Source organism: Streptomyces sp. CNT360 (assembly GCF_000424785.1).
The window spans coordinates 62975-83636 of sequence record NZ_AUKO01000001.1 but is presented as its reverse complement, the minus strand read 5'-3'; the positions used below and the strand labels follow the sequence as shown (position 1 = coordinate 83636).

Sequence of the window (20662 nt, the reverse complement as noted above, 5' to 3'; positions counted from 1 at the left end):
GAACGTCCACCGAAGGAGGCCCCGCACGTGCCGCAACCGCTCGACGCCGCCGCGGTACGCCGCTGGAGCTGCCTGGGACGGGAGGCGCTGCGCGCTCACTGTGCGCACATGGACGCCATCAACGTCTTCCCGGTCGCCGACGGTGACACCGGTACCAACCTCTGCCTCACCTTCGAGGCCGCGGTGGCGGCGGTCCCCGAGGAGGGGCTCGCCGGGACGACCGGTGCCGAGGTGCTGCGGGCCATGGGCCGGGCGGCGCTGCAGGCCGCCCGGGGGAACTCGGGCGCCATTCTGGCCGAGTACCTGCGGGGGATGGCGCGGGGCCTCTCGGCCGGGGGCGACATCGGCGCAACGCTGCGGAGCGCCGCTCAGGCCGCGCATGCCGCGGTCGCGCACCCGGTCGAGGGCACGGTGCTGACGGTCGCCGCGGCTGCCGCCGACGCCGCCGAGGCCGGCGGTGACCCGGCCGCCGCCGCGCACGAGGCGCTCAGCGCCACCCCGGGGCAGCTCGCCGTGCTCTCCGGTGCCGGAGTCGTGGACGCCGGCGCGTACGGGCTCACCGTTCTGCTGGGCGCCCTGTGGACGGCGCTGGGGGAGCAGGCACCGGACCCGGCGCCCGACGGCACCGGGTCCGGCGCTGGACCGAGGCCCGCGGGCGCTCCCGTCGGCCCCGGAGCGGACCCCCGTCCGGAGCCTGGTGCGGACCCCCGTCCGGAGCCTGGTGCGGACCCCCGTCCGGAGCCTGGTGCGGGGCCCCGTCCGGAGTCTGGCCCGGGGCCCCGGCCCGAGTTCGAGGTCATGTACCTGCTGGAGGCCGACGACCCCGGCACCGCCGAGACGCTCCGCGAACGGCTCGACCCGCTCGGTGACTCCCTCGTCGTCGGCGGTGGCGAGGGGCTGTGGAGCGTGCACGTCCATGTGGCCGATGCCGGGGCGGCCGTGGAGGCGGGGCTGGCCGTCGGCCGTCCGTACCGCATCCGCATCACCCACCTGCCCACGGCCCGTCCCACGCCGTACGAGGACGCGACCGCGTGCCCGGCGCCGCCCGCTGCCGCCGACGGCCGGGCCGTCGTCGCCGTCGTGCCCGGGGAGGGGCTGGCGGGGCTGTGCCGCGAGGCCGGGGCGCGCACCCTGCCCGCCGCCGACGCCGCCCGCCAGGACGCGCTGCTCGCGGTGGTACGCGCGGCCGGAGCGGCCGAAGTGGCGCTGCTGCCCAACGGGACGGAGCTGCACGCTGTCGCGGCGCGCGCCGCCGACGCCGCCCGCGCGGAGGGCATCCGGTGCGCCGTCATCCCCACCCGGGCCGCCGTCCAGGGGCTGGCCGCCCTCGCCGTGCACCAGCCGGACCGCCGCTTCGACGAGGACGTCGTCACGATGACCTCGGCCGCCGGTGCGACCCGGTACGGGGAGGTGACGCACGCCGCCCGCCAGGCGTGGACCAGCGCAGGGGTCTGTCAGGCCGGGGACGTGCTCGGGCTCGTCGAGGGCGACGTCGCCCTCATCGGGGAGGGCACCCCGCAGGTCGCCAAGGAGCTGCTCGACCGGATGCTGGCGCCCGGAGGAGAGCTGGTCACCCTCGTCCTCGGTGCGGACGCCCCCGAGGGCCTGGCCGCCGAACTGGAGGCGTACGTCCGGGCCGGGCACCTCGCCGTCGACACCGTGGTCCACGAGGGGCGGCAGCACGACGCGCCGCTGCTCATCGGCGTCGAATAGCCGCTGCCGGCACCCGTCCGCCGCCCGGCCGGAAGCGTCCGCACGTGGCGGTCGGGCCCGGGCGTGACACGGGAGCTCTGCGAGTGACACGGGCGCTGTCACAACCGTCCGCCAGTATGGAGGCGTGCCCTCGACAGAAACGACGCCAAGCGAACCGCTCCAGGAGCCGCTCAAGACGCTGCTCGGCGGCAACACCGCCAAGGCCATGGCCGAGCATCTCGGCCTGCACACGGTCGGCGACCTGCTGCACCACTACCCGCGCCGGTACGCCGAACGCGGGGAGCTGACCCGGCTGTCCGAGCTGCCGCTGGACGAGCACGTGACCGTGGTCGCCCGGATCCACGACGCGCGTGTGCACAAGTTCAACCGGGGCAAGGGGCAGCGCCTGGAGGTCACGCTGACCGACGGCAGCGGCCGGCTCCAGCTCGTCTTCTTCGGCCGCTCCGTCCACTACCACCAGCGGGAGCTGCTGCCCGGCAAGCGCGGCATGTTCGCCGGCAAGGTCGGAGTCTTCAACCGCAAGCTCCAGCTCTCCCACCCCGACTACAAGCTGCTGGACGAGGAGAGCGGACAGGAGACGGTGGAGCGGTTCGCCAACGCGCTGCTGCCCCTCTACCCGGCGTGTCGGCAGCTCTCCTCCTGGAGCATCGAGCAGTCGGTGGCCACGCTGCTGACCGCCCTGGAGGCCACCGGCTGGCGGGGCCTGAGCGACCCGCTGCCCGAGGCGCTGCGCACCCAGCGGGGGCTCGTCCCGCTTCCCGAGGCCTTCGAGAAGGTGCACCGCCCGCGCACCAGGGCGGACATCTCCCAGGCCCGTTCCCGGCTCAAGTGGGACGAGGCATTCGTCCTTCAGGTCGCTCTGGCCCGGCGCCGTGCCAAGGAGAGCGAGCTGCCCGCGGTGCCCCGCCGCCCGGTGCCCGGCGGACTGCTGGAGGCCTTCGACGCGCGGTTGCCGTTCACCCTGACCGACGGCCAGCAGAAGGTCGGCCGCGAGATCTTCGCCGACCTGGCCACCGAACACCCCATGCACCGGCTCCTGCAGGGCGAGGTCGGCTCCGGCAAGACGCTGGTGGCGCTGCGGGCCATGCTCGCCACCGTCGACGCGGGCGGTCAGGCCGCGATGCTCGCCCCCACCGAGGTCCTCGCCCAGCAGCACCACCGCTCCGTCACCGAGATGATGGGCGAGCTGGCGGAGGGCGGGATGCTGGGCGGCGCCGAACAAGGCACCAAAGTGGTGCTGCTGACCGGCTCGATGGGCGCCGCGGCCCGCCGCCAGGCCCTGCTGGACCTGGTCACCGGGGAGGCCGGGATCGTGGTGGGCACCCACGCGCTGATCGAGGACAAGGTCACCTTCCACGACCTGGGCCTGGTCGTGGTGGACGAGCAGCACCGTTTCGGTGTCGAGCAGCGCGACGCGCTCCGCTCCAAGGGCAAGCAGCCGCCGCACCTGCTGGTGATGACGGCGACGCCCATCCCGCGCACCGTCGCCATGACCGTCTTCGGCGATCTGGAGACCTCCGTCCTGGACCAACTCCCCGCCGGACGCTCTCCGATCGCCACCCACGTGGTCCCCGCCCAGGACAAGCCGCACTTCCTCGCCCGCGCCTGGGAGCGCGTACGGGAGGAGGCCGAGGCGGGGCACCAGACGTACGTCGTCTGCCCCCGGATCGGCGACGCCGCAGACGGGTCGGGAAAACCAGACGGAACGGGCGAGGCGGGCAAGGCGGGCGGGAAGGGCGCGGGTGCCCGCGGGAAGCGCCCCGTCGACGAGGAAGAGCTCGACGGCGGCCCCGAGGCGGGGGAGGAGGACGGCGCCGAGCAACGGCCCCCGCTTGCCGTCCTCGACGTCGCCGCGCAACTGGCGGCCGGGCCGTTGGCCGGTCTGCGGGTCGAGCCCCTGCACGGGCGGATGCAGCCCGAGGTGAAGGACGAGGTGATGCGGCGCTTCGCTGCCGGCGAGGTCGACGTGCTGGTCGCCACCACCGTCATCGAGGTCGGCGTCAACGTGCCCAACGCCACCGGCATGGTCGTGATGGACGCCGACCGGTTCGGCGTCTCCCAGCTCCACCAGTTGCGCGGTCGCGTCGGCCGCGGCTCGGCGCCCGGGCTGTGCCTGCTGGTCACCGACGCGCCGCAGGCCGGCCCCGCGCGGACCCGCCTGGAGGCCGTCGCCGCCACCCTCGACGGCTTCGAGCTCTCCCGCATCGACCTCGAACAGCGCCGCGAGGGCGACGTGCTGGGCCAGGCCCAGTCCGGTGTCCGCTCCTCCCTGCGGATGCTCGCCGTCATCGAGGACGAGGACATCATCGCCGCGGCCCGCGACGAGGCCGCGGCGCTGGTGGCCACCGACCCCGAGCTGGCGGACCACCCTGAGCTGCGCACGGCGCTGGACGCACTGCTGGACGCGGAGCGCGAGGAGTATCTGGACAAGGGATGAACCGGGGTGCGGCGGACGGGGACACGTGGAGGGAGCGCGCGGGGCATGAAATCCTCTCCACCGGGGCCGGTGCCCCGCCCGTACCCCCGACCACTGCGAAGGACCCCGCACCCATGACCCGCGTCATCGCCGGAGCCGCAGGCGGTCGGCAGTTGGCCGTGCCGCCGGGCACCGGTACCCGTCCGACCTCCGACCGGGCCCGCGAGGGGCTCTTCTCCAGCTGGGAGGCCCAGCTCGGTGGCGCCGCCGCCTGGCGCGGGCTGCGGGTGCTGGACGCGTACGCGGGTTCCGGCGCGGTCGGCCTGGAGGCCCTGTCGCGAGGCGCGGCGCACGCCCTGCTCGTCGAGACCGATCCCAAGGCACTGCGCACCATCAAGCAGAACGTGCGCGCTCTGGGGCTGCCCGGAGCCGAGGTGCGCCCGGGCAAGGCGGCCCAGGTCGTGGCGGGGGAACCGCCGCGGTCCCCGTACGACCTGGTCTTCCTCGACCCGCCGTACGCCGTCTCCGACGACGATCTCAGGGAGATACTGCTCACACTCCGTGCCGGACACTGGCTGGCCGACGATGCCCTGGCCACCGTGGAGCGCAGCACCAGGGGCGGTGATTTCGCCTGGCCGGAGGGTTTCGAGGGGCTGCGGTCCCGTCGCTACGGCGAAGGGACGCTTTGGTACGGTCGCGCCGCCGCGCGAGAAGTTACTCCCGCGTCATGTCGAGATCACCTGTGAGGCAGGGCCTGCGGCCCGCCCGTGAGGAGAGCGAGGAAGTGCCCGTGCGTCGCGCCGTCTGTCCGGGGTCCTTCGACCCCATCACCAATGGCCACCTCGACATCATCGAGCGCGCTTCCCGGCTGTACGACACGGTCCATGTCGCCGTGATGATCAACAAGTCCAAGCAGGGCCTCTTCACGGTGGACGAGCGGATCGAGCTGATCCAGCGCGTCACCGAGGCCTTCGGCAACGTACGGGTCGAGGCCTTCCACGGGCTCCTCGTCGACTTCTGCAAGGAGCGGGACATCCCCGCCATCGTCAAGGGCCTGCGTGCGGTCAGCGACTTCGACTACGAGTTGCAGATGGCGCAGATGAACAACGGCCTCTCCGGTGTCGAGACGCTCTTCGTGCCGACCAACCCGACCTACAGCTTCCTCTCCTCCAGCCTCGTCAAGGAGGTCGCCGCCTGGGGCGGTGACGTCTCCCACCTGGTGCCCGAGGCCGTGGGCAGCGCGCTCGCCGAGCGGTTGAGCAAGCCCTGACACCCGCCCGCGGGGGAGGCGACCCGCGGAAGAGGTGACGAGCCGGCCCTGACGGGTCGTACAGTCACCCTCGTGGACGTACAGCAGAAACTCGACGAGATCGTGGCGACCGTCGACGGCGCGCGCTCGATGCCCATGTCCGCCTCCTGCGTGGTGAACCGCGCCGAACTCCTCGCCATGCTGGAGGACATGCGCCAGGCGCTGCCGGGCTCGCTCGCCGAGGCGCGCGAAGTCCTCGGAGGCCGGGAACAGGTGGTCGCCGACGCCCATCAGGAGGCGCAGCGCATCATCGAGACGGCGCAGGCCGAGCGCGCTTCCCTGGTCACCGGTACGGAGGTCGCCCGCCACGCCCAGCAGGAGGCGGACCGCATCCTGGCCGAGGCCCGCCGGGAGGCCGAGGAGATCCGCGTCGAGGCGGACGACTACGTCGACAGCAAGCTCGCCAACTTCGAGGTGGTCCTCTCCAAGACCATCGGCTCGGTCGACCGGGGCCGCGAGAAGCTGCTGGGCAGCGGCCCGGGCGCGGAGGAGTGGAACGAGGCGTACGCCGAGGACGCACCCGAGCGGACCGCGGACCCGCGCGAGCTGCAGCGCCGTGCGGACAGCTACGTGGAGGCCCGGCTCGGCTCGGTCTCGGCGGTGCTGGCCAAGACGCTGGAGGCCGTCGGCCGGGGCCGCCTCAAGCTGCGCGGCCACGAGCCCGTCGACGAGCTGGCCGCGCACATGGCCGCGCAGGACGGAGGCGAGGGTTACGCGGCGCACACCAGCGACGCCGACTACCTGGCGGGCCTCGCCACCGCCGACCCGGCCGCGGCCGCCGGTGCCCCCGGCGCCGACGGCTCCCTCCCGCCGCACGCCCACGGCGGGCCGCACGCCGCCGCACCACCGCAGGCCCCGCACATCCCGCCGCAGCCGCAGTCCGCACCCGTCGCCGCGGACCCCTACTACGGGCAGCAGATGCCGCAGCAGCCGTACGACGTGGGCGGTCCGCAGCACGACCCCTACGGCGCCTACGCACAGCACGGCGGCTACTACGCCCAGCAGCAGGATCCCTACGGTTACGGCCAGCAGCAGGACCCGTACTACGCCCAGCAGCCGCAGCATGCCCAGCTGCCCCAGCAGCACTCCTACGAGCAGCAGGCCCACCAGCAGCAGGTCCAACTGGACGAGACGAGCCTGTTCGACACCAGCATGATCGACATCGAGCAGGTCCGCGCCTACGAACAGCGGCACGGGCAGGGCGGCTGACCGGTTCCCCCACCCCACCGGGCTCGGATTGGGTCATGGGGGAGCCGTCAAGTATCCTGTCTCTTCGGCCGTGGATACGTGCGGCCACAGCCCCACCCGTAGAAAGCAGGACGCCCTGAACGCCCCCCTCGACGCCCGCTCCCCCCTCGTGTTCGATACGCGCGAGCTGGGGCGACGTCCTGGTGCGATGAAGCGGCTGACCCGCGAGGTGGAGTCCCCCGGTGACCTGGGCGTCGAGTTCATCAAGGTGCCCGACGGCGCCACGATCGACCTCGATCTCAGACTGGAGTCGGTCATGGAGGGGGTGCTCGTGACGGGCACCGCCCGTGCACCGCTCACCGGGGAGTGCGTAAGGTGTCTGGAGCCGCTCGACCAGAGTGTCGAAGCGGACTTCCAGGAGATGTTCTCCTACCCCGAGGCCGACGAGCGGGGCCGCCCTGTGGCGGAACCCGACGAGGACGAGGCCGACGAGGAGACGTTCTTCCTCGAGGGCGACCTGTTCGACCTCGAACCCGTGCTGCGCGACGCGGTGGTGCTCGCACTGCCGCTGCAGCCGGTGTGCCGCGCGGACTGCCCCGGCCTGTGCCCCGACTGCGGGGCCAAGCTGGCGGACGAGCCCGACCACGCGCACGAAGATGCCGTCGACATCCGGTGGGCGGCACTGCAGGGACTCGCTGAATCCATCAAGGACGGCGAGCAGGACAACGAGCCCCGCGCCGACGGGGATGACTCACAGGAGAAGTAGCCGTGGCTGTTCCGAAGCGGAAGATGTCGCGCAGCAACACGCGCCACCGCCGGTCGCAGTGGAAGGCTGCGGTCCCCACCCTGGTGAAGTGCGAGCGTTGCCGCGAGCCCAAGCAGCAGCACATCGCGTGCCCGAGCTGCGGCACCTACAACAAGCGTCAGGTCCTCGAGGTCTGATCGGCGGGTGACAGGCTTCATGTCCAGTGCCGGTACACCGAAGAACGCCGCTCCCGCGAAGGGAGGGGATTCGGCGGAGCTGGTGGACGCGGCCTCGTCCCACGCGGTCCTGGAAGGGCGGCTCGGCTACAAGCTGGAGTCCGCCCTTCTGGTGCGTGCGCTGACGCACCGCAGCTACGCGTACGAGAACGGCGGCCTGCCCACCAACGAGCGCCTGGAGTTCCTCGGCGACTCGGTCCTCGGGCTGGTCGTCACCGACACCCTCTACCGGATGCATCCCGACCTTCCGGAGGGGCAGCTCGCCAAGCTGCGGGCCGCGGTGGTCAACTCGCGTGCGCTGGCGGGTGTCGCGCGCGGTCTCGACCTGGGCGCGTTCATCCGTCTGGGCCGGGGCGAGGAGGGCACCGGCGGCCGTGACAAGGCCTCCATCCTCGCCGACACACTGGAGGCGGTCATCGGCGCCGTCTACCTCGACCAGGAGCTGGAAGCGGCGTCCGAACTGGTGCACCGCCTCTTCGACCCGCTGATCGAGCGCTCCTCCAGCCTCGGCGCCGGCCTCGACTGGAAGACGAGCCTCCAGGAGCTGACGGCCGCAGAGAGCCTCGGCGTCCCCGAGTACCTGGTCTCCGAGACCGGTCCTGATCACGAGAAGACCTTCACGGCTGCTGCCCGCGTCGGTGGTGTCGCGTACGGCACCGGCACAGGACGCAGCAAGAAGGAGGCCGAGCAGCAGGCCGCCGAGACCGCCTGGCGCGCCATCTCGGCCCGCAGCGAGACTGCTGCCGCGGCGTCCGGAGGCGAGACCGGCAACCCCGGGGAGACCGGGCAGCCCTCCGCCGACCGCGGTGGGACGGCCGCCCCGGAGCAGTCCCGGGACGGTGCGGACACACCCGCGCCGGACGTTCAGCGCGGCGAGCTGGACGAAGACACCGCCGCTCCCCACTGACGCGCGCCGATCGCAGCATCTGTCCCACTGGGACAGTGGCGCGGTCGGCGGGCGCTCGCCTGCCGCCCCGAAGGCGTCCTTTCTGCGGTGTGTGCCGTGGTGCGGAGCGCTGTTGTCGGCTGCAACGTCCGACGTGGTGCGGCAGTGCTGTCGGCCGGGGCGCGCGTCGTGCTGGTGGGCGCGTGGTCGGGTCACGTCTGCGACACCGAATCGGTGGGCGCCGGTCGCGGCTGGACGTTTCCGGGTGGGCGTGCGGGCGCGGGCCGTGGCCACGACCGGCCGCCGGAACACCGGCCGCGGTCGGCGCGGGTCGTGCCGGTGCGCGTCGGAAGGGGGCTCGTCCGGCGGCGGACCGCTCCGCGCCCCGAAATGCGTGCTGCTGACGTGCAAACGGCTGCCCCGCCGGGGGTGGCCGCTGGTGGTGCCGCCCCGGTGAGCGCGGGGCCCGATCGCTGGAGGAGCCGTGCCCGAGCTGCCGGAAGTCGAGGTCGTCCGCCGTGGCCTGGAGCGCTGGGTCAGCGGCCGGACGGTCACCACGGCCCACGTGCTGCATCCCCGCGCCATCCGGCGTCACGCCGCCGGACCGCTGGACTTCACCGCCCGTCTCGCGGGCCGCCGGATCGGGCCGGCCAGGCGGCGCGGCAAGTACCTGTGGCTGCCCGTCGACGACGGAGCGCATGCCGTCCTGGCCCACCTGGGAATGAGCGGGCAGCTCCTCGTCCAGCCCGCCACCGCGCCCGATGAGCGGCACCTGCGGATCCGCTTCACCTTCGAGGACACGGACGAGGGCGAGCTGCGCTTCGTCGACCAGCGCACCTTCGGCGGGCTCTCGCTGCACCCGGCGGTCGAGGACGGGCTCCCCGACGTCATCGCCCACATCGCCCGCGACCCCCTCGACCCCGCGTTCGACCAGGACGCGTTCCACGCCGCTCTGCGCCGCCGCCGCACCACGGTCAAGCGTGCCCTGCTGGACCAGTCCCTGATCAGCGGCGTCGGCAACATCTACGCCGACGAGGCGCTCTGGCGCGCCCGTCTGCACTACGACCGCCCCACCGCGACGCTGACCCGCCCGCAGACCACCGAGCTGATCGGCCACGTGCGGGACGTGATGACGGCCGCACTGGCAGCCGGCGGCACCAGCTTCGACAGCCTGTACGTGAACGTCAACGGCCGGTCCGGCTACTTCGAGCGCTCCCTGGACGCCTACGGCCGCCAGGACGAGCCCTGCCGCCGCTGCGGCACCCCGATGCGCCGCAGCGCGTGGATGAACCGCTCCAGCTACTTCTGCCCCCGCTGCCAGCGGGCCCCACGCCCCCGCCCCACGCGGGCGTGACGTCGGGCGGCACGCTCCCGCCCGACGGCCCCGCAGACGGGTCTCAGAACCCGAAGTCCTGCGTCCACCAGGGCCCGCCCTCGGCGAAGTGGGCGCCCACGCCCAGGGTGCGGTAGTCGCAGTTGAGGATGTTGGCGCGGTGCCCCGGACTGTTCATCCAGGAGTCCATGACGGAGCGCGCGTTGGCCTGGCCCCGGGCGATGTTCTCGCCGCCCAGGTCGTCGACCCCGGCAGCCTCCGCGCGGTCCCAGGGGCTGTTGCCGTCGGGCGAGGTGTGCGAGAAGAAGCCGCGCCGGGCCATGTCCTCGCTGTGGTTGCCCGCCAGTGCCGCCAGGTCGCCGTCGGCGCGGACGGGACGGCAGCCCTGCTCCGCGCGCTCCTGGTTGACCAGCGTGAGGACCTCCTGTTCGGCGGCGCTCTCCTGGTCGGCGACGGCCGTGCCGCCGCCGGAACCGGCGTGGGCCGGCTCCCTGCGGTCGCGGGCCCGGTCGTCCGGCGAGCTGTGCCGCTGCCCGCCCTCCCGCTCCGCGCCGCCTGCCGAGCGCGAGGGGGAAGGGCTCGTGCGCGGAGCCGACGAGGAGTGGCCTGCCGAGGAGGAGGGCCGTGCACTCGGGCTGCGGGTCTGTCCGCCCTCGTCCTCGGACGGTGAGGAGGTGGACGTGTCCGAGGGGGTGCCGGATATCGCGGGCGACTCCGCGCCCTCCGTCCGGTCGGCCCGGACCCGGCCGTCCTCCGGGCCCAGCCCGCCGGGGGCGGGCACCAGGCCCGAGGCCACGGCGACGGCACCCATCGCCAGCGCCGCGGAGGCGCCCAGCAGGCCCGTCCGTACGGGAGCCTTGGTGCGCCGGTGGGGGCTGCCGCCGCGCCGCCGGGCCCCGCGTGGCGCCGCGCCGTGCTGTGCGGCGGGGGCTTCCGTCGGGGCGGACGGGGTGGGGGTAGCGCGTCGATGGCGGCCCATCTGTGCTGTCCTCACGTTGCTCGGCGGTCACGGCGGACTGACGGTTCACCCCCTCCGCCGCCCGAAGTGTGCGGAGCGTGTGAAGAGAGTTGCCGGGCAATGTACGGCATCCGCACGGGGGCGGATGTGTCCGCTCGGGAATTGTCCGGATAGCGTGCGTGGCATGGTTGCCATCAACCCGACCGACGACAGCACGGACGGAACGCTGCGCGCACGGGAGCAGGAGCCCGGGAGCAGCGCAGGACCGGATCATGAGCCCGCCGACCTTCCCGTGGTGCACGGGCAGGTACCGGGCCAGTCGACCGGCGAGCGGCCGCAGGAGCCCGCACGGATGACCGCCTGGGTGCGCGGCGAGGTGCAGGGGGTCGGCTTCCGCTGGTTCACCCGCGCTGCGGCGCTGCGCATCGGGCGGCTCGTCGGCTTCGCCCTCAATCTGGGCGACGGGCGGGTGCAGATCGTGGCGGAGGGTACCCGCGCCGACTGCGATCAGTTGCTGGAGTGGCTGCGCAGCGGTGACACGCCCGGTCGCGTGGACGGCGTCACCGAGATCTGGGACACACCCCGCGGCGGCTACCGCGGCTTCGCGATCCGGTGATCCACAACGGTTGCCATTCGGGCCGTGGCGTGCAAAGCTGCCGCAACGAGTCAGCGTGGTGGATCTTCCTCGCAGCCCCCGGAGGGCAGCCTGCTCCGGCGCCGGTCGCCGTCGAGTCGAGGCACACCCCGGGGCACGACGTGTGATCGTGTTGACCGTCAAACCTTTTGGTGAGACCCTGGAATCCCCGCGCACCTGAGCTGTTTGATCGAAGATTCTTCAGTAAAAGTCCAGAACAGACCCTCAACGGTGCGATTCCCTCACGACCCACCAGACCACGGTCGGTCACTCAGTGTGGAGGACCATCCATCATGGCAAAGGCGCTTCTCGGTCACGTCGGCGGCTACGACCCCCGAATGCTCGCCGAGATGCGACGGCTGCAGCAGCGTGTCCAGGACCTGGAATCCGAACTCGTACGGATGCAGGCCGAGAACGACGCTCTGTCCGCCGCCGCCCGGCGTGACGCGGTGTTCGACGACATCGACGTGACGACGGCCGAGCCCGCGCTGACCTGACCGGCCCCTCGGGCCGGGAAGGCTGAGCAGGCCAGCCGTACTCGGAAATCTGTAAGGGACGCTTCGGCGTCCCTTTGCTTTTGCCCTGATGCCGCCCTGCGGTCGAAGTGCACTTCGTTACGTCTGGTGTGCCCTGGTGCCTGACCGGTGAAACCCGCCGGGGAATCCGGCGTGGGCAACGGTGCGGTCCGCGCGACATCGCCGGGCCAACCTCGGTAAGGTCCGGACGCGTGCACCTCAAGAGCCTGACACTGCGAGGGTTCAAGTCCTTCGCCTCCGCCACGACGCTGCGCCTCGAGCCCGGCATCACCTGCGTCGTCGGCCCCAACGGCTCCGGCAAGTCGAACGTGGTCGACGCCCTCTCGTGGGTGATGGGCGAGCAGGGCGCCAAATCGCTGCGCGGCGGCAAGATGGAGGACGTCATCTTCGCCGGGACCACGGGCCGCCCCCCGCTGGGCCGCGCCGAGGTGTCGTTGACCATCGACAACGCCGACGGCGCACTCCCCATCGAGTACTCCGAAGTCACCATCACGCGGATCATGTTCCGCAACGGCGGCAGCGAGTACCAGATCAACGGTGACACCTGCCGGCTGCTCGACATCCAGGAGTTGCTGTCCGACTCGGGTATCGGCCGCGAGATGCACGTCATCGTCGGCCAGGGGCAGCTCGACGGGGTGCTGCACGCGGATCCGGCGGGCCGCCGCGCCTTCATCGAGGAGGCGGCCGGGGTTCTCAAGCACCGCAAGCGCAAGGAGAAGGCGCTGCGGAAGCTGGACGCCATGCAGGCCAACCTGGCCCGTGTCCAGGACCTCACCGACGAGTTGCGCCGTCAGCTCAAGCCGCTCGGCCGTCAGGCGGCAGCCGCGCGCAAGGCGCAGGTCATCCAGGCCGAACTGCGCGACGCCAGGCTGCGGCTGCTGGCCGACGACCTGGTCTCGCTGCGGGAGGCGCTGCGTACGGAGGTCGCGGACGAGGCGGAGCTCAAGCAGCGCAAGCAGACCACCGAGGCCGCGCTGAAGGAGGCTCTGCGCCGCGAAGCGGACCTGGAGCAGCAGGTGCGCACTCTCGCTCCGCGCCTGGACCGTGCCCAGCAGACCTGGTACGAGCTCTCCCAGTTGGCGGAGCGGGTGCGCGGCACGATCGGCCTGGCCGACCAGCGGGCCCAGCACGCCGCCGCCCCGCAGCCCGAGGAGCGCCGGGGGCGTGATCCGGAGGAGATGGAGCGCGAGGCCGCCCGGGTGCGTGAGCAGGAGGGGGAGCTGGAGGCGGCGTTGGAGGCCGCCACGGTCGCGCTGGAGGAGACGGTCGCCCACCGTTCGGAGCTGGAGCGGCGGTTGGGAGAGGAGGAGCGTCGGCTGCGCGACGAGGCCCGGGCCCTGGCCGACCGCCGCGAGGGGCTCGAACGGCTGCGTGGCAAGTCCGGCACGGCCCGCAGCCGGGTCGCCTCCGCGCAGGCGGAGATCGACCGCCTCGTCGCCGCCCGGGACGACGCTCTGCGGCGCGCAAGGGCGGCCGAGGAGGAGTACGAGGCCCTGCGCGGCGAGGTCGAGGGCCTCGACGAGGGCGACGAGGAACTCGCGGCCCGCCACGAGGCCGCCAAGCGCGAAGCGGCCGACGCGGAGGCCGCCTTCACGGCGGCCCGTGACGCTCTCACCGAGGCGGAGCGGGAACGCGCCGCCGTCTCGGCGCGGCACGACGCCCTCGCCCTCAACCTGCGCCGCAAGGACGGTACGGCCGCGCTGCTGGCCGCCAGGGAGCGGCTGGCCGGGCTGCTCGGTCCTGCGGCCGAACTGCTGAGCGTCACCTCCGGATACGAGCTGCCGATAGCGGCGGCCCTGGGCGCTGCTGCCGACGCGGTGGTGGTGGCCGACGTGTCCACGGCCGCCGAAGCGCTGCGTCTGCTGCGCAAGGAGGACGGCGGCCGGGCGACGCTGCTGGTGCAGTCCGAGGGCGAGGGCGGGCGGCCGTCCGCGCCTCCGCTGGGCACCGCCGCGGCGGCGCTGGTGACCGCTCCGGACAAGCTGCGGCCCACCGTGGACGAGCTGCTGGCCCGCACTGTCGTGGTGGACACGTTGCAGACCGCGGAGGATTTGGTACGGGCGTACCCGGAGCTGACCGCGGTCACCGCCGAGGGTGATCTGCTCTCCGCCCACCGCGCCGGCGGCGGTTCGGAGGGCGCCCCCTCCCTGCTGGAGGCGCAGGCGGCGGTGGACGAGGCGGCGGCCGAGCTGACCGGGCTGGAGAGCCGCTGCGCACGCCTCAAGGACGAGCAGGCCGAGGCGAGGGAGGTCCGCGCGGCGGCTGCGGCCGCTCTCGACGACCTCGCCGCGCAGCGCAGCTCCGCGGAGCGCGAGAAGTCCCGCGTCGCGGGCCGGGTGGGCACTCTCTCCGGACAGGCCCGTGCGGCCCGGGGCGAGGCCGACCGTGCCGAGGCGGCGGTCGCCAAGGCCGAGGAGGCCCTGACCCGGGCCCGGCAGGAGGCCGAGGAGCTGGCCGAACGGCTCGCCGTCGCCGAGGAGGCGCACGAGGCGGAGGCCTCCGCGGATCCGGACACCTCCGTCCGCGACCGACTGGCGGCCGACGGGGCCAATGCCCGGCAGACGGAGATGGAGGCGCGTCTTCAGGTCCGTACCCACGAGGAGCGGGTGAAGGGCCTCGCCGGGCGCGCTGACTCCCTGGACCGCGGAGCCCGCGCCGAACGTGAGGCCCGGGCGCGCGCGGAGGAGCGCCGGGCGCAGCGGCGCCACGAGGCGGAGGTCGCCGGGGCCGTCGCCGACGGCGCCCGGCAGCTCCTCGCCCACGTCGAGGCCTCGCTGGAGCGGGCCCGCGAGGAGCGGGAGGCCGTCGAGCGGGCCAAGGCCGAACGCGAGCAGGCGCTGGCCCAGGAGCGCGGCCAGGGCCGGGAGCTGAAGGACGAGCTCGACAAGCTGACCGACTCGGTGCACAAGGGCGAGGTCCTCGGTGCCGAGAAGCGCATGCGGATCGAGCAGTTGGAGAAGAAGGCCCTGGAGGAGCTGGGGGTCGAGCCGGAGGGGCTGGTGCGGGACTACGGCCCGGACCAGTTGGTGCCGCCCGCCCTGCCCGCCGGGGGCGAGGAGACGCCGGGGACGGGGGACGGCGCCGAGGGCGGGGCTGCCGGGACGGCCGCGGAAGCGGACGGGCGTGGCGGTGAGCCGGTGCCGTTCGTGCGCGCGGAGCAGGAGAAGCGGCTGAAGGCGGCCGAGCGGGCCTTCCAGAAGCTCGGCAAGATCAACCCGCTGGCGCTGGAGGAGTTCGCGGCGCTGGAGGAGCGGCACCAGTTCCTCAGCGAGCAGTTGGAGGACCTGAAGAAGACGCGCGCCGACCTGCTGCAGGTGGTCAAGGAGGTGGACGAGCGCGTCGAGCAGGTGTTCACGGAGGCGTACCACGACACCGCGCGGGAGTTCGAGGGCGTCTTCTCACGGCTCTTCCCCGGGGGAGAGGGGCGGCTGGTGCTCACCGACCCCGACGACATGCTGACCACCGGTGTGGACGTGGAGGCCCGTCCGCCGGGCAAGAAGGTCAAGCGGCTCTCGCTGCTGTCGGGCGGCGAACGGTCGCTGACAGCCGTCGCGCTGCTGGTGTCGATCTTCAAGGCGCGGCCCAGCCCGTTCTATGTGATGGACGAGGTCGAGGCCGCGCTGGACGACACCAACCTGCAGCGGCTCATCCGGATCATGGAGGAGCTCAAGGACAGCTCCCAGCTCATCGTGATCACCCATCAGAAGCGCACGATGGAGGTCGCCGACGCGCTCTACGGCGTCTCCATGCAGGGCGACGGTGTCTCCAAGGTCATCAGCCAGCGTCTCAGCTGAACCGGCGCCGCTCTTCTTTCAGAAGCTGAACGCATTCTCCGTGAACGTGTGAGCAGCCTGGCGGTGCCCGACCTATTGACTTCATGAATTGAAGACTTACAGTCTGAGGTGCCCCCGCGAACCGGGAGGCAGTCGTGCGTTCCGCTGAGCTGCCTTCGACCTTTTGAGGGTGGCGTCACCGCCCGGCACCGTCGCCGGGGTATCTCAGGAGAACAACGTGACCAGCACAGCGCAGGCAGCGTCGCAGACGCGACCCGGCCCTGGAGCACACACCGCCGCCCCCCTCGGCCGTGTCGTCTTCATCACCGCCGCAGCCGCCATGGGTGGCTTCCTCTTCGGCTACGACAGCTCAGTCATCAACGGAGCGGTGGAGGCGGTCCGCGGCCGCTTCGACGTCGGCTCCGCCCTGCTGGCGCAGGTCATCGCTGCCGCCCTGATCGGCAGCGCCGTCGGTGCCGCGACAGCCGGACGCATAGCCGACCGCATCGGCCGCATACCCGTCATGCGGCTGGCCGCCGTGCTGTTCGTCGTCAGCGCCGTCGGCTCGGCGCTCCCCTTCGCCCTGTGGGACCTGGCCCTGTGGCGCGTGCTGGGCGGTATCGCCATCGGCATGGCCTCCGTCATCGGCCCGGCCTACATCGCCGAGGTCTCACCTCCCGCCTACCGGGGCCGGCTCGCCTCCTTCCAGCAGGGCGCCATCGTGCTGGGCATCGCCGTCTCGCAGCTTGTCAACTGGGGCATCCTCGCCCTCGCGGGCGGTGAGCAGCGCGGCTCCCTCGCGGGACTGGAGGCCTGGCAGTGGATGCTCGGCATCATGGTGCTGCCGGCGCTCGCCTATCTCCTGCTCTCCTTCCGTATCCCCGAGTCGCCGCGCTTCCTGATCTCTGCCGGACGCGCAGCGGAGGCCCGCCGGGTGCTGGCCGGTGTCGAGGGCGAGCGCACCGACCTCGACAGCCGCATCGAGGAGATCGAGACGGCGATGCGCAGCGAGCACAGGTCCACGTTCCGCGATCTGCTGGGCGGGCGCTTCGGGCTGCTGCCCGTCGTCTGGGTCGGTATCGGGCTGTCGGTCTTCCAGCAGCTCGTCGGCATCAACGTCGTCTTCTACTACTCCTCGACGCTGTGGCAGTCGGTGGGCATCGACCCCAGCAGCTCGTTCCTCTACTCCTTCACGACCTCGATCGTGAACATCGTCGGCACGGTCGTCGCGATGCTCTTCGTCGACCGGATCGGCCGGAAGCCGCTGGCGCTGATCGGCTCGGTCGGCATGACGGTCTCGCTGGCGGCGGTCGCCTGGGCGTTCTCGTCCAAGACGGGCTCCGGCGACAACGTCTCGCTGCCGGACACCCAGGGTGTGGTCGCCCTCGTCGGCGCGCACACCTTCACGCTGTTCTTCGCCCTCTCGTGGGGCGTGGTCGTCTGGGTGCTGCTCGGCGAGATCTTCCCCAACAGGATCCGCGCCGCCGCGCTCGGCGTCGCCGCCTCCGCACAGTGGGTCGCCAACTGGGCGATCACCGCCAGCTTCCCGAGCCTGTCGGAGTGGAACCTGTCGACGACGTACATCGCGTACACCGTCTTCGCCCTGCTCTCGATCCCCTTCATCCTCAAGTGGGTGCCGGAGACGAAGGGCAAGGCGTTGGAGGAGATGGGCTGAGCCCCCGCCGCCCGCTCCTCGCACACCGCTGCCCCGGCCCCCTCGCCAGGTGCCGGGGCAGCGGACTGTCCGGCCTCAGTCGGCCGGCTCCGCCAGGTACGGGAGCACCTTCTCGGCCAGCAGCCGCAGTGAGCGCCACCCCTCCTCCACGGGCATCCCGCCGCACAGCGGGTGCAGCAGCAACTGGCGTGCCCCGGCCGGCTGCCGGGCCACCGTCGCCAGGCACTCCTCGGGCGTGAGGAACCGGTAGAGGCCCTCCGCGCGCAGGTCCTCCGCGGTGGCCGAACGCGCCGTCATCAGCGAGTGCACATCCGCTGTCTGCCAGGCGGCGTACTGCCGTGCCTCGTGCAGGAAGTGCCCGCCCAGCTCGGCCCAGGCACGGTCCGGGTCGTCGGTGAGGTGGACGACCGGCAGCTCGGGCGGCGGCATCAGGCACAGCGGGTCCCCGCCCGTCTCGGCGCACCGCTGTTCGTAGTAGCGCGCCAGCTCGGGCAGGTGGGCGGGCAGGAACATCGGCAGCCCGAGCCGGGCGGCGCGGCGTGCGGCGGGCCGCGAGCTGCCGCCGACGAACAGGGGCGGGTGCGGACGGCTGCCCGGCCGCGGGGTGACCTGCACGGTGCGGCCGCGGTAGGTGAACGGCTCACCTGTCCATGCGGCCAGCAGCGTCTCCAGCGCCTCGTCCTGCAGCGCGCCGCGCCGGGAGAAGTCCAGGCCGAACGCCTCGTACTCCGCGCTCCGGTAGCCGAGGCCCGCGACGGTGACCAGCCGGCCGCCGCTCACCAGATCGAGCACTGCGATGTCCTCGGCCAGCCGCAGCGGGTCGTACAGCGGTGCCAGGACCGCGCAGGCGGTCACCAGCGTGCGTCGGGTGCGGCCCAGGAGCGCGCCCGCGAGAGCGAGCGGTGCGGGCAGCCACCCGTCGGGTGAGCCGTGGTGCTCCTCGACGATGAGAGACGTCACACCCTGCTCGTCGGCGTACGCGGCCATCTCCAGGGCGGCGCGGTAGCGGTCGCCCAGCGGTTCGGCCGAGGGCGCCGGCGAACGTGGTGCGGGCTGGACCAGGTTGAAGCGGAGGACGGTCGTCACGGTCACGGGGGCCTCCCGGCAGGTGGCGCGGCGGGTCACGGACCGTAGCTCAGCGCGCGCGAAGAGGGAATGGCGGTGAAGCATCGACGGTGGCGGATACTGGAGCCGCTATGGAAATCGTCATCCTTGTCGTAGTCATCGCTGTCGTCGCGCTCGTCGCGATCAGCGGGCTCGTGGTGACCGGCCGTCGCAGGAAGAAGGCCGGCACCGCGGAGCCCCGAACCCCCGAGAGCACCGTCGAGGCGCCCCCGCGGACCGCGGAGCCGTCGGTCGGTGAGGAGGCCGAGGCCCCACCTGAAGGTGACCGCCGCACCATCGAGGAGGTCGGCCTCCCCGAGGCGGAGGAGGCCGAAAGGGAGGCCCCGGCCACCCCCGAGGCCGCCGAGGCACCGCCCGAGGTGGAGACCCCCGCGCCGGCCGCGGGCCGCCTGGTGCGGCTGCGCGCGCGGCTGTCCCGCTCCCAGAACTCCCTCGGCAAGGGGCTGCTGAGCCTGCTGTCCAGGGAGCACCTGGACGAGGAGACCTGGGAGGAGGTCGAGGACACCCTGCTGACCGCGGACGTCGGTGTCGGCCCCACCCAGGAGCTGGTCGAGCGGCTGCGGGAGCGCGTGAAGGTGCTGGGCACCCGCACGCCGGAGGAGCTGCGCACCCTGCTGCGCGAGGAGCTGCTCACCCTCGTCGGCGCCGATCTGGACCGCACCGTGCACACCGAGACGCAGGGCGCCCAGGACCGCCCCGGTGTCGTCCTCGTCGTCGGCGTCAACGGCACCGGCAAGACCACCACCACGGGCAAGCTGGCCCGGGTGCTGGTCGCGGACGGCCAGTCCGTGGTGCTGGGCGCGGCCGACACCTTCCGTGCGGCGGCCGCCGACCAGTTGGAGACCTGGGGCACCCGCGTGGGCGCCCGTACCGTCCGCGGCCCCGAGGGCGGCGATCCGGCCTCTGTTGCCTTCGACGCCGTCAAGCAGGGCACCGAGGCGAGCGCCGACGTGGTGCTGATCGACACCGCCGGACGACTGCACACCAAGACCGGGCTGATGGACGAGCTCGGCAAGGTCAAGCGCGTCGTGGAGAAGCAGGGCCCGGTGGACGAGGTGCTGCTGGTGCTGGACGCCACGACGGGCCAGAACGGGCTGGTGCAGGCCCGGGTCTTCGCCGAGGTCGTGGACATCACCGGCATCGTCCTCACCAAGCTGGACGGCACCGCCAAGGGCGGCATCGTCGTCGCCGTACAGCGCGAGCTGGGCGTGCCCGTGAAGCTGGTGGGACTGGGCGAGGGCGCCGACGACCTGGCGCCGTTCGAGCCGGAGGCGTTCGTCGACGCCCTGGTGGGCCCGGACGGCGAATGAGCCGGAACCGCGGGTGCGGGGGCCGGGCCCCCGCACCCGCCTGACCCGGTCACCGGGTCAACGCGCGGCAGCGGTCCCGCCGCCCGCCACGCGTGGGCGCACCACACGCGAGCGGTGGCAGACGTAGGCCAGCGTGCCCAGCAGCAGCCGTGCCTGCGGCGGGCGCCCGGCCGCCTCCAGGGTGGGCGGACGCAGCCAGCGGACCGGCCCGAGGCCGGCCAGGTCCGAGGGCGGCGCCGTGATGTGCTCCCCCTCGCCCCGGCCCCGCAGGTCCAGGTCGGCGTCGTCCCAGCCCATCCGGTAGAGCAGCTCCGGCAGCTCGGCCGCCGCGCCCGGGGCGACCAGGAACCACGTACGGCCGTGCGGCGTCGCCGCCACCGGGCCCAGCGGCACTCCCATCCGCTCCAGCCGCACCAGCGCGCGCTCGGCCGCGGCCCGGTCCACCTCCAGCGCGTCGAAGGCGCGCCCGGTCGGCAGCAGCATCGCCGCGCCGGGCACCTGCGCCCACGCGCGGCTGGCCTCGTCCAGGGTCGCGCCCGCAGGCACTTCGAGGGTGGCGTCGAGGGGATGGTCGCCGGGGGCGGGGCAGGCTCCGGCGCCGCAGGAACAGGTGGCGCGCCCGCCGGCCCGGGTGGCCCGCGCGCCGGGGACGACGTCCCAGCCCCACAGGCTCGTGTACTCCGCCACGGTGGTGCACACCTGGGCGCGGCTGCGCCTGCGTGAACCTGGCCGCAGTTCGCGGATCTCGCGGATGCCGCTGAGACCGCCGATGGCGCCGATCGTGAAGCCCATGCTCACTCCAACGGGTCCCGAATGCTGATGGTT

At 73.1% G+C, this 20662-nt stretch carries 17 protein-coding genes; 14 read left to right on the top strand and 3 right to left on the bottom strand.

Going from position 1 to position 20662, the window contains the following annotated elements:
- Positions 1 to 27 precede the first annotated feature (27 nt).
- From H297_RS0100350 to mutM, 9 genes are all read left to right on the top strand, one after another.
- Positions 28 to 1713, top strand: a complete 1686-nt coding sequence (locus H297_RS0100350; RefSeq protein WP_027735420.1) for a DAK2 domain-containing protein — start codon at positions 28 to 30, stop codon at positions 1711 to 1713.
- Positions 1714 to 1918: 205 nt separating this feature from the next.
- A complete protein-coding gene (gene recG / locus H297_RS0100345) occupies positions 1919 to 4150 on the top strand; it encodes an ATP-dependent DNA helicase RecG (RefSeq protein ID WP_486589397.1) in 2232 nt (743 codons plus the stop codon).
- A gap of 113 nt (positions 4151 to 4263) precedes the next feature.
- Complete coding sequence (gene rsmD / locus H297_RS0100340; protein WP_027735418.1) at positions 4264 to 4875, top strand: 16S rRNA (guanine(966)-N(2))-methyltransferase RsmD; 612 nt, start codon at positions 4264 to 4266, stop codon at positions 4873 to 4875.
- Between the two features lie 44 nt (positions 4876 to 4919).
- Positions 4920 to 5399 carry a pantetheine-phosphate adenylyltransferase gene (coaD, locus tag H297_RS0100335; RefSeq protein WP_027735417.1) on the top strand — a complete coding sequence of 160 codons (480 nt, stop codon included), beginning with the start codon at positions 4920 to 4922 and terminating at the stop codon, positions 5397 to 5399.
- Positions 5400 to 5471: 72 nt separating this feature from the next.
- Complete coding sequence (locus tag H297_RS0100330; protein WP_027735416.1) at positions 5472 to 6647, top strand: hypothetical protein; 1176 nt, start codon at positions 5472 to 5474, stop codon at positions 6645 to 6647.
- A 187-nt stretch (positions 6648 to 6834) separates the two neighbouring features.
- Complete coding sequence (locus H297_RS0100325; protein WP_486589353.1) at positions 6835 to 7392, top strand: YceD family protein; 558 nt, start codon at positions 6835 to 6837, stop codon at positions 7390 to 7392.
- Between the two features lie 2 nt (positions 7393 to 7394).
- A complete protein-coding gene (gene rpmF / locus H297_RS0100320) occupies positions 7395 to 7568 on the top strand; it encodes a 50S ribosomal protein L32 (protein WP_016470089.1) in 174 nt (57 codons plus the stop codon).
- A gap of 19 nt (positions 7569 to 7587) precedes the next feature.
- On the top strand, positions 7588 to 8514 hold the full coding sequence (gene rnc, locus H297_RS33690) for a ribonuclease III (RefSeq protein ID WP_078513642.1): 927 nt from the start codon (positions 7588 to 7590) through the stop codon (positions 8512 to 8514).
- Positions 8515 to 8977: 463 nt separating this feature from the next.
- Positions 8978 to 9847, top strand: coding sequence for a bifunctional DNA-formamidopyrimidine glycosylase/DNA-(apurinic or apyrimidinic site) lyase (mutM, locus tag H297_RS0100310; protein WP_027735414.1), 870 nt, complete (start codon positions 8978 to 8980; stop codon positions 9845 to 9847).
- Positions 9848 to 9890: 43 nt separating this feature from the next.
- Here mutM and H297_RS0100305 read toward each other — a convergent pair whose 3' ends face one another.
- Positions 9891 to 10805 (bottom strand): CAP domain-containing protein, encoded by a 915-nt coding sequence (locus H297_RS0100305; RefSeq protein ID WP_027735413.1) that lies wholly within the window; start codon positions 10803 to 10805, stop codon positions 9891 to 9893.
- A 274-nt stretch (positions 10806 to 11079) separates the two neighbouring features.
- Between H297_RS0100305 and H297_RS0100300 the strand changes: the two genes are divergently transcribed.
- The 4 genes from H297_RS0100300 (at position 11080) to H297_RS0100285 (ending at position 17402) form a co-directional block, all read left to right on the top strand.
- Positions 11080 to 11400 (top strand): acylphosphatase, encoded by a 321-nt coding sequence (locus tag H297_RS0100300; RefSeq protein WP_486589396.1) that lies wholly within the window; start codon positions 11080 to 11082, stop codon positions 11398 to 11400.
- A 311-nt stretch (positions 11401 to 11711) separates the two neighbouring features.
- On the top strand, positions 11712 to 11915 hold the full coding sequence (locus H297_RS0100295; protein ID WP_027735411.1) for a hypothetical protein: 204 nt from the start codon (positions 11712 to 11714) through the stop codon (positions 11913 to 11915).
- A 230-nt stretch (positions 11916 to 12145) separates the two neighbouring features.
- Positions 12146 to 15748, top strand: a complete 3603-nt coding sequence (smc, locus tag H297_RS0100290) for a chromosome segregation protein SMC (RefSeq protein WP_027735410.1) — start codon at positions 12146 to 12148, stop codon at positions 15746 to 15748.
- A gap of 217 nt (positions 15749 to 15965) precedes the next feature.
- On the top strand, positions 15966 to 17402 hold the full coding sequence (locus H297_RS0100285; protein WP_027735409.1) for a sugar porter family MFS transporter: 1437 nt from the start codon (positions 15966 to 15968) through the stop codon (positions 17400 to 17402).
- Positions 17403 to 17477: 75 nt separating this feature from the next.
- On the opposite strand, the gene H297_RS0100280 is transcribed toward H297_RS0100285, so the two are convergent.
- On the bottom strand, positions 17478 to 18494 hold the full coding sequence (locus H297_RS0100280; protein WP_027735408.1) for an LLM class flavin-dependent oxidoreductase: 1017 nt from the start codon (positions 18492 to 18494) through the stop codon (positions 17478 to 17480).
- Between the two features lie 104 nt (positions 18495 to 18598).
- Between H297_RS0100280 and ftsY the strand changes: the two genes are divergently transcribed.
- Positions 18599 to 19837, top strand: a complete 1239-nt coding sequence (gene ftsY / locus H297_RS0100275; protein ID WP_027735407.1) for a signal recognition particle-docking protein FtsY — start codon at positions 18599 to 18601, stop codon at positions 19835 to 19837.
- Positions 19838 to 19894: 57 nt separating this feature from the next.
- Here ftsY and H297_RS0100270 read toward each other — a convergent pair whose 3' ends face one another.
- Complete coding sequence (locus tag H297_RS0100270) at positions 19895 to 20629, bottom strand: bifunctional DNA primase/polymerase (protein ID WP_027735406.1); 735 nt, start codon at positions 20627 to 20629, stop codon at positions 19895 to 19897.
- Between the last annotated feature and the right edge of the window lie 33 nt (positions 20630 to 20662).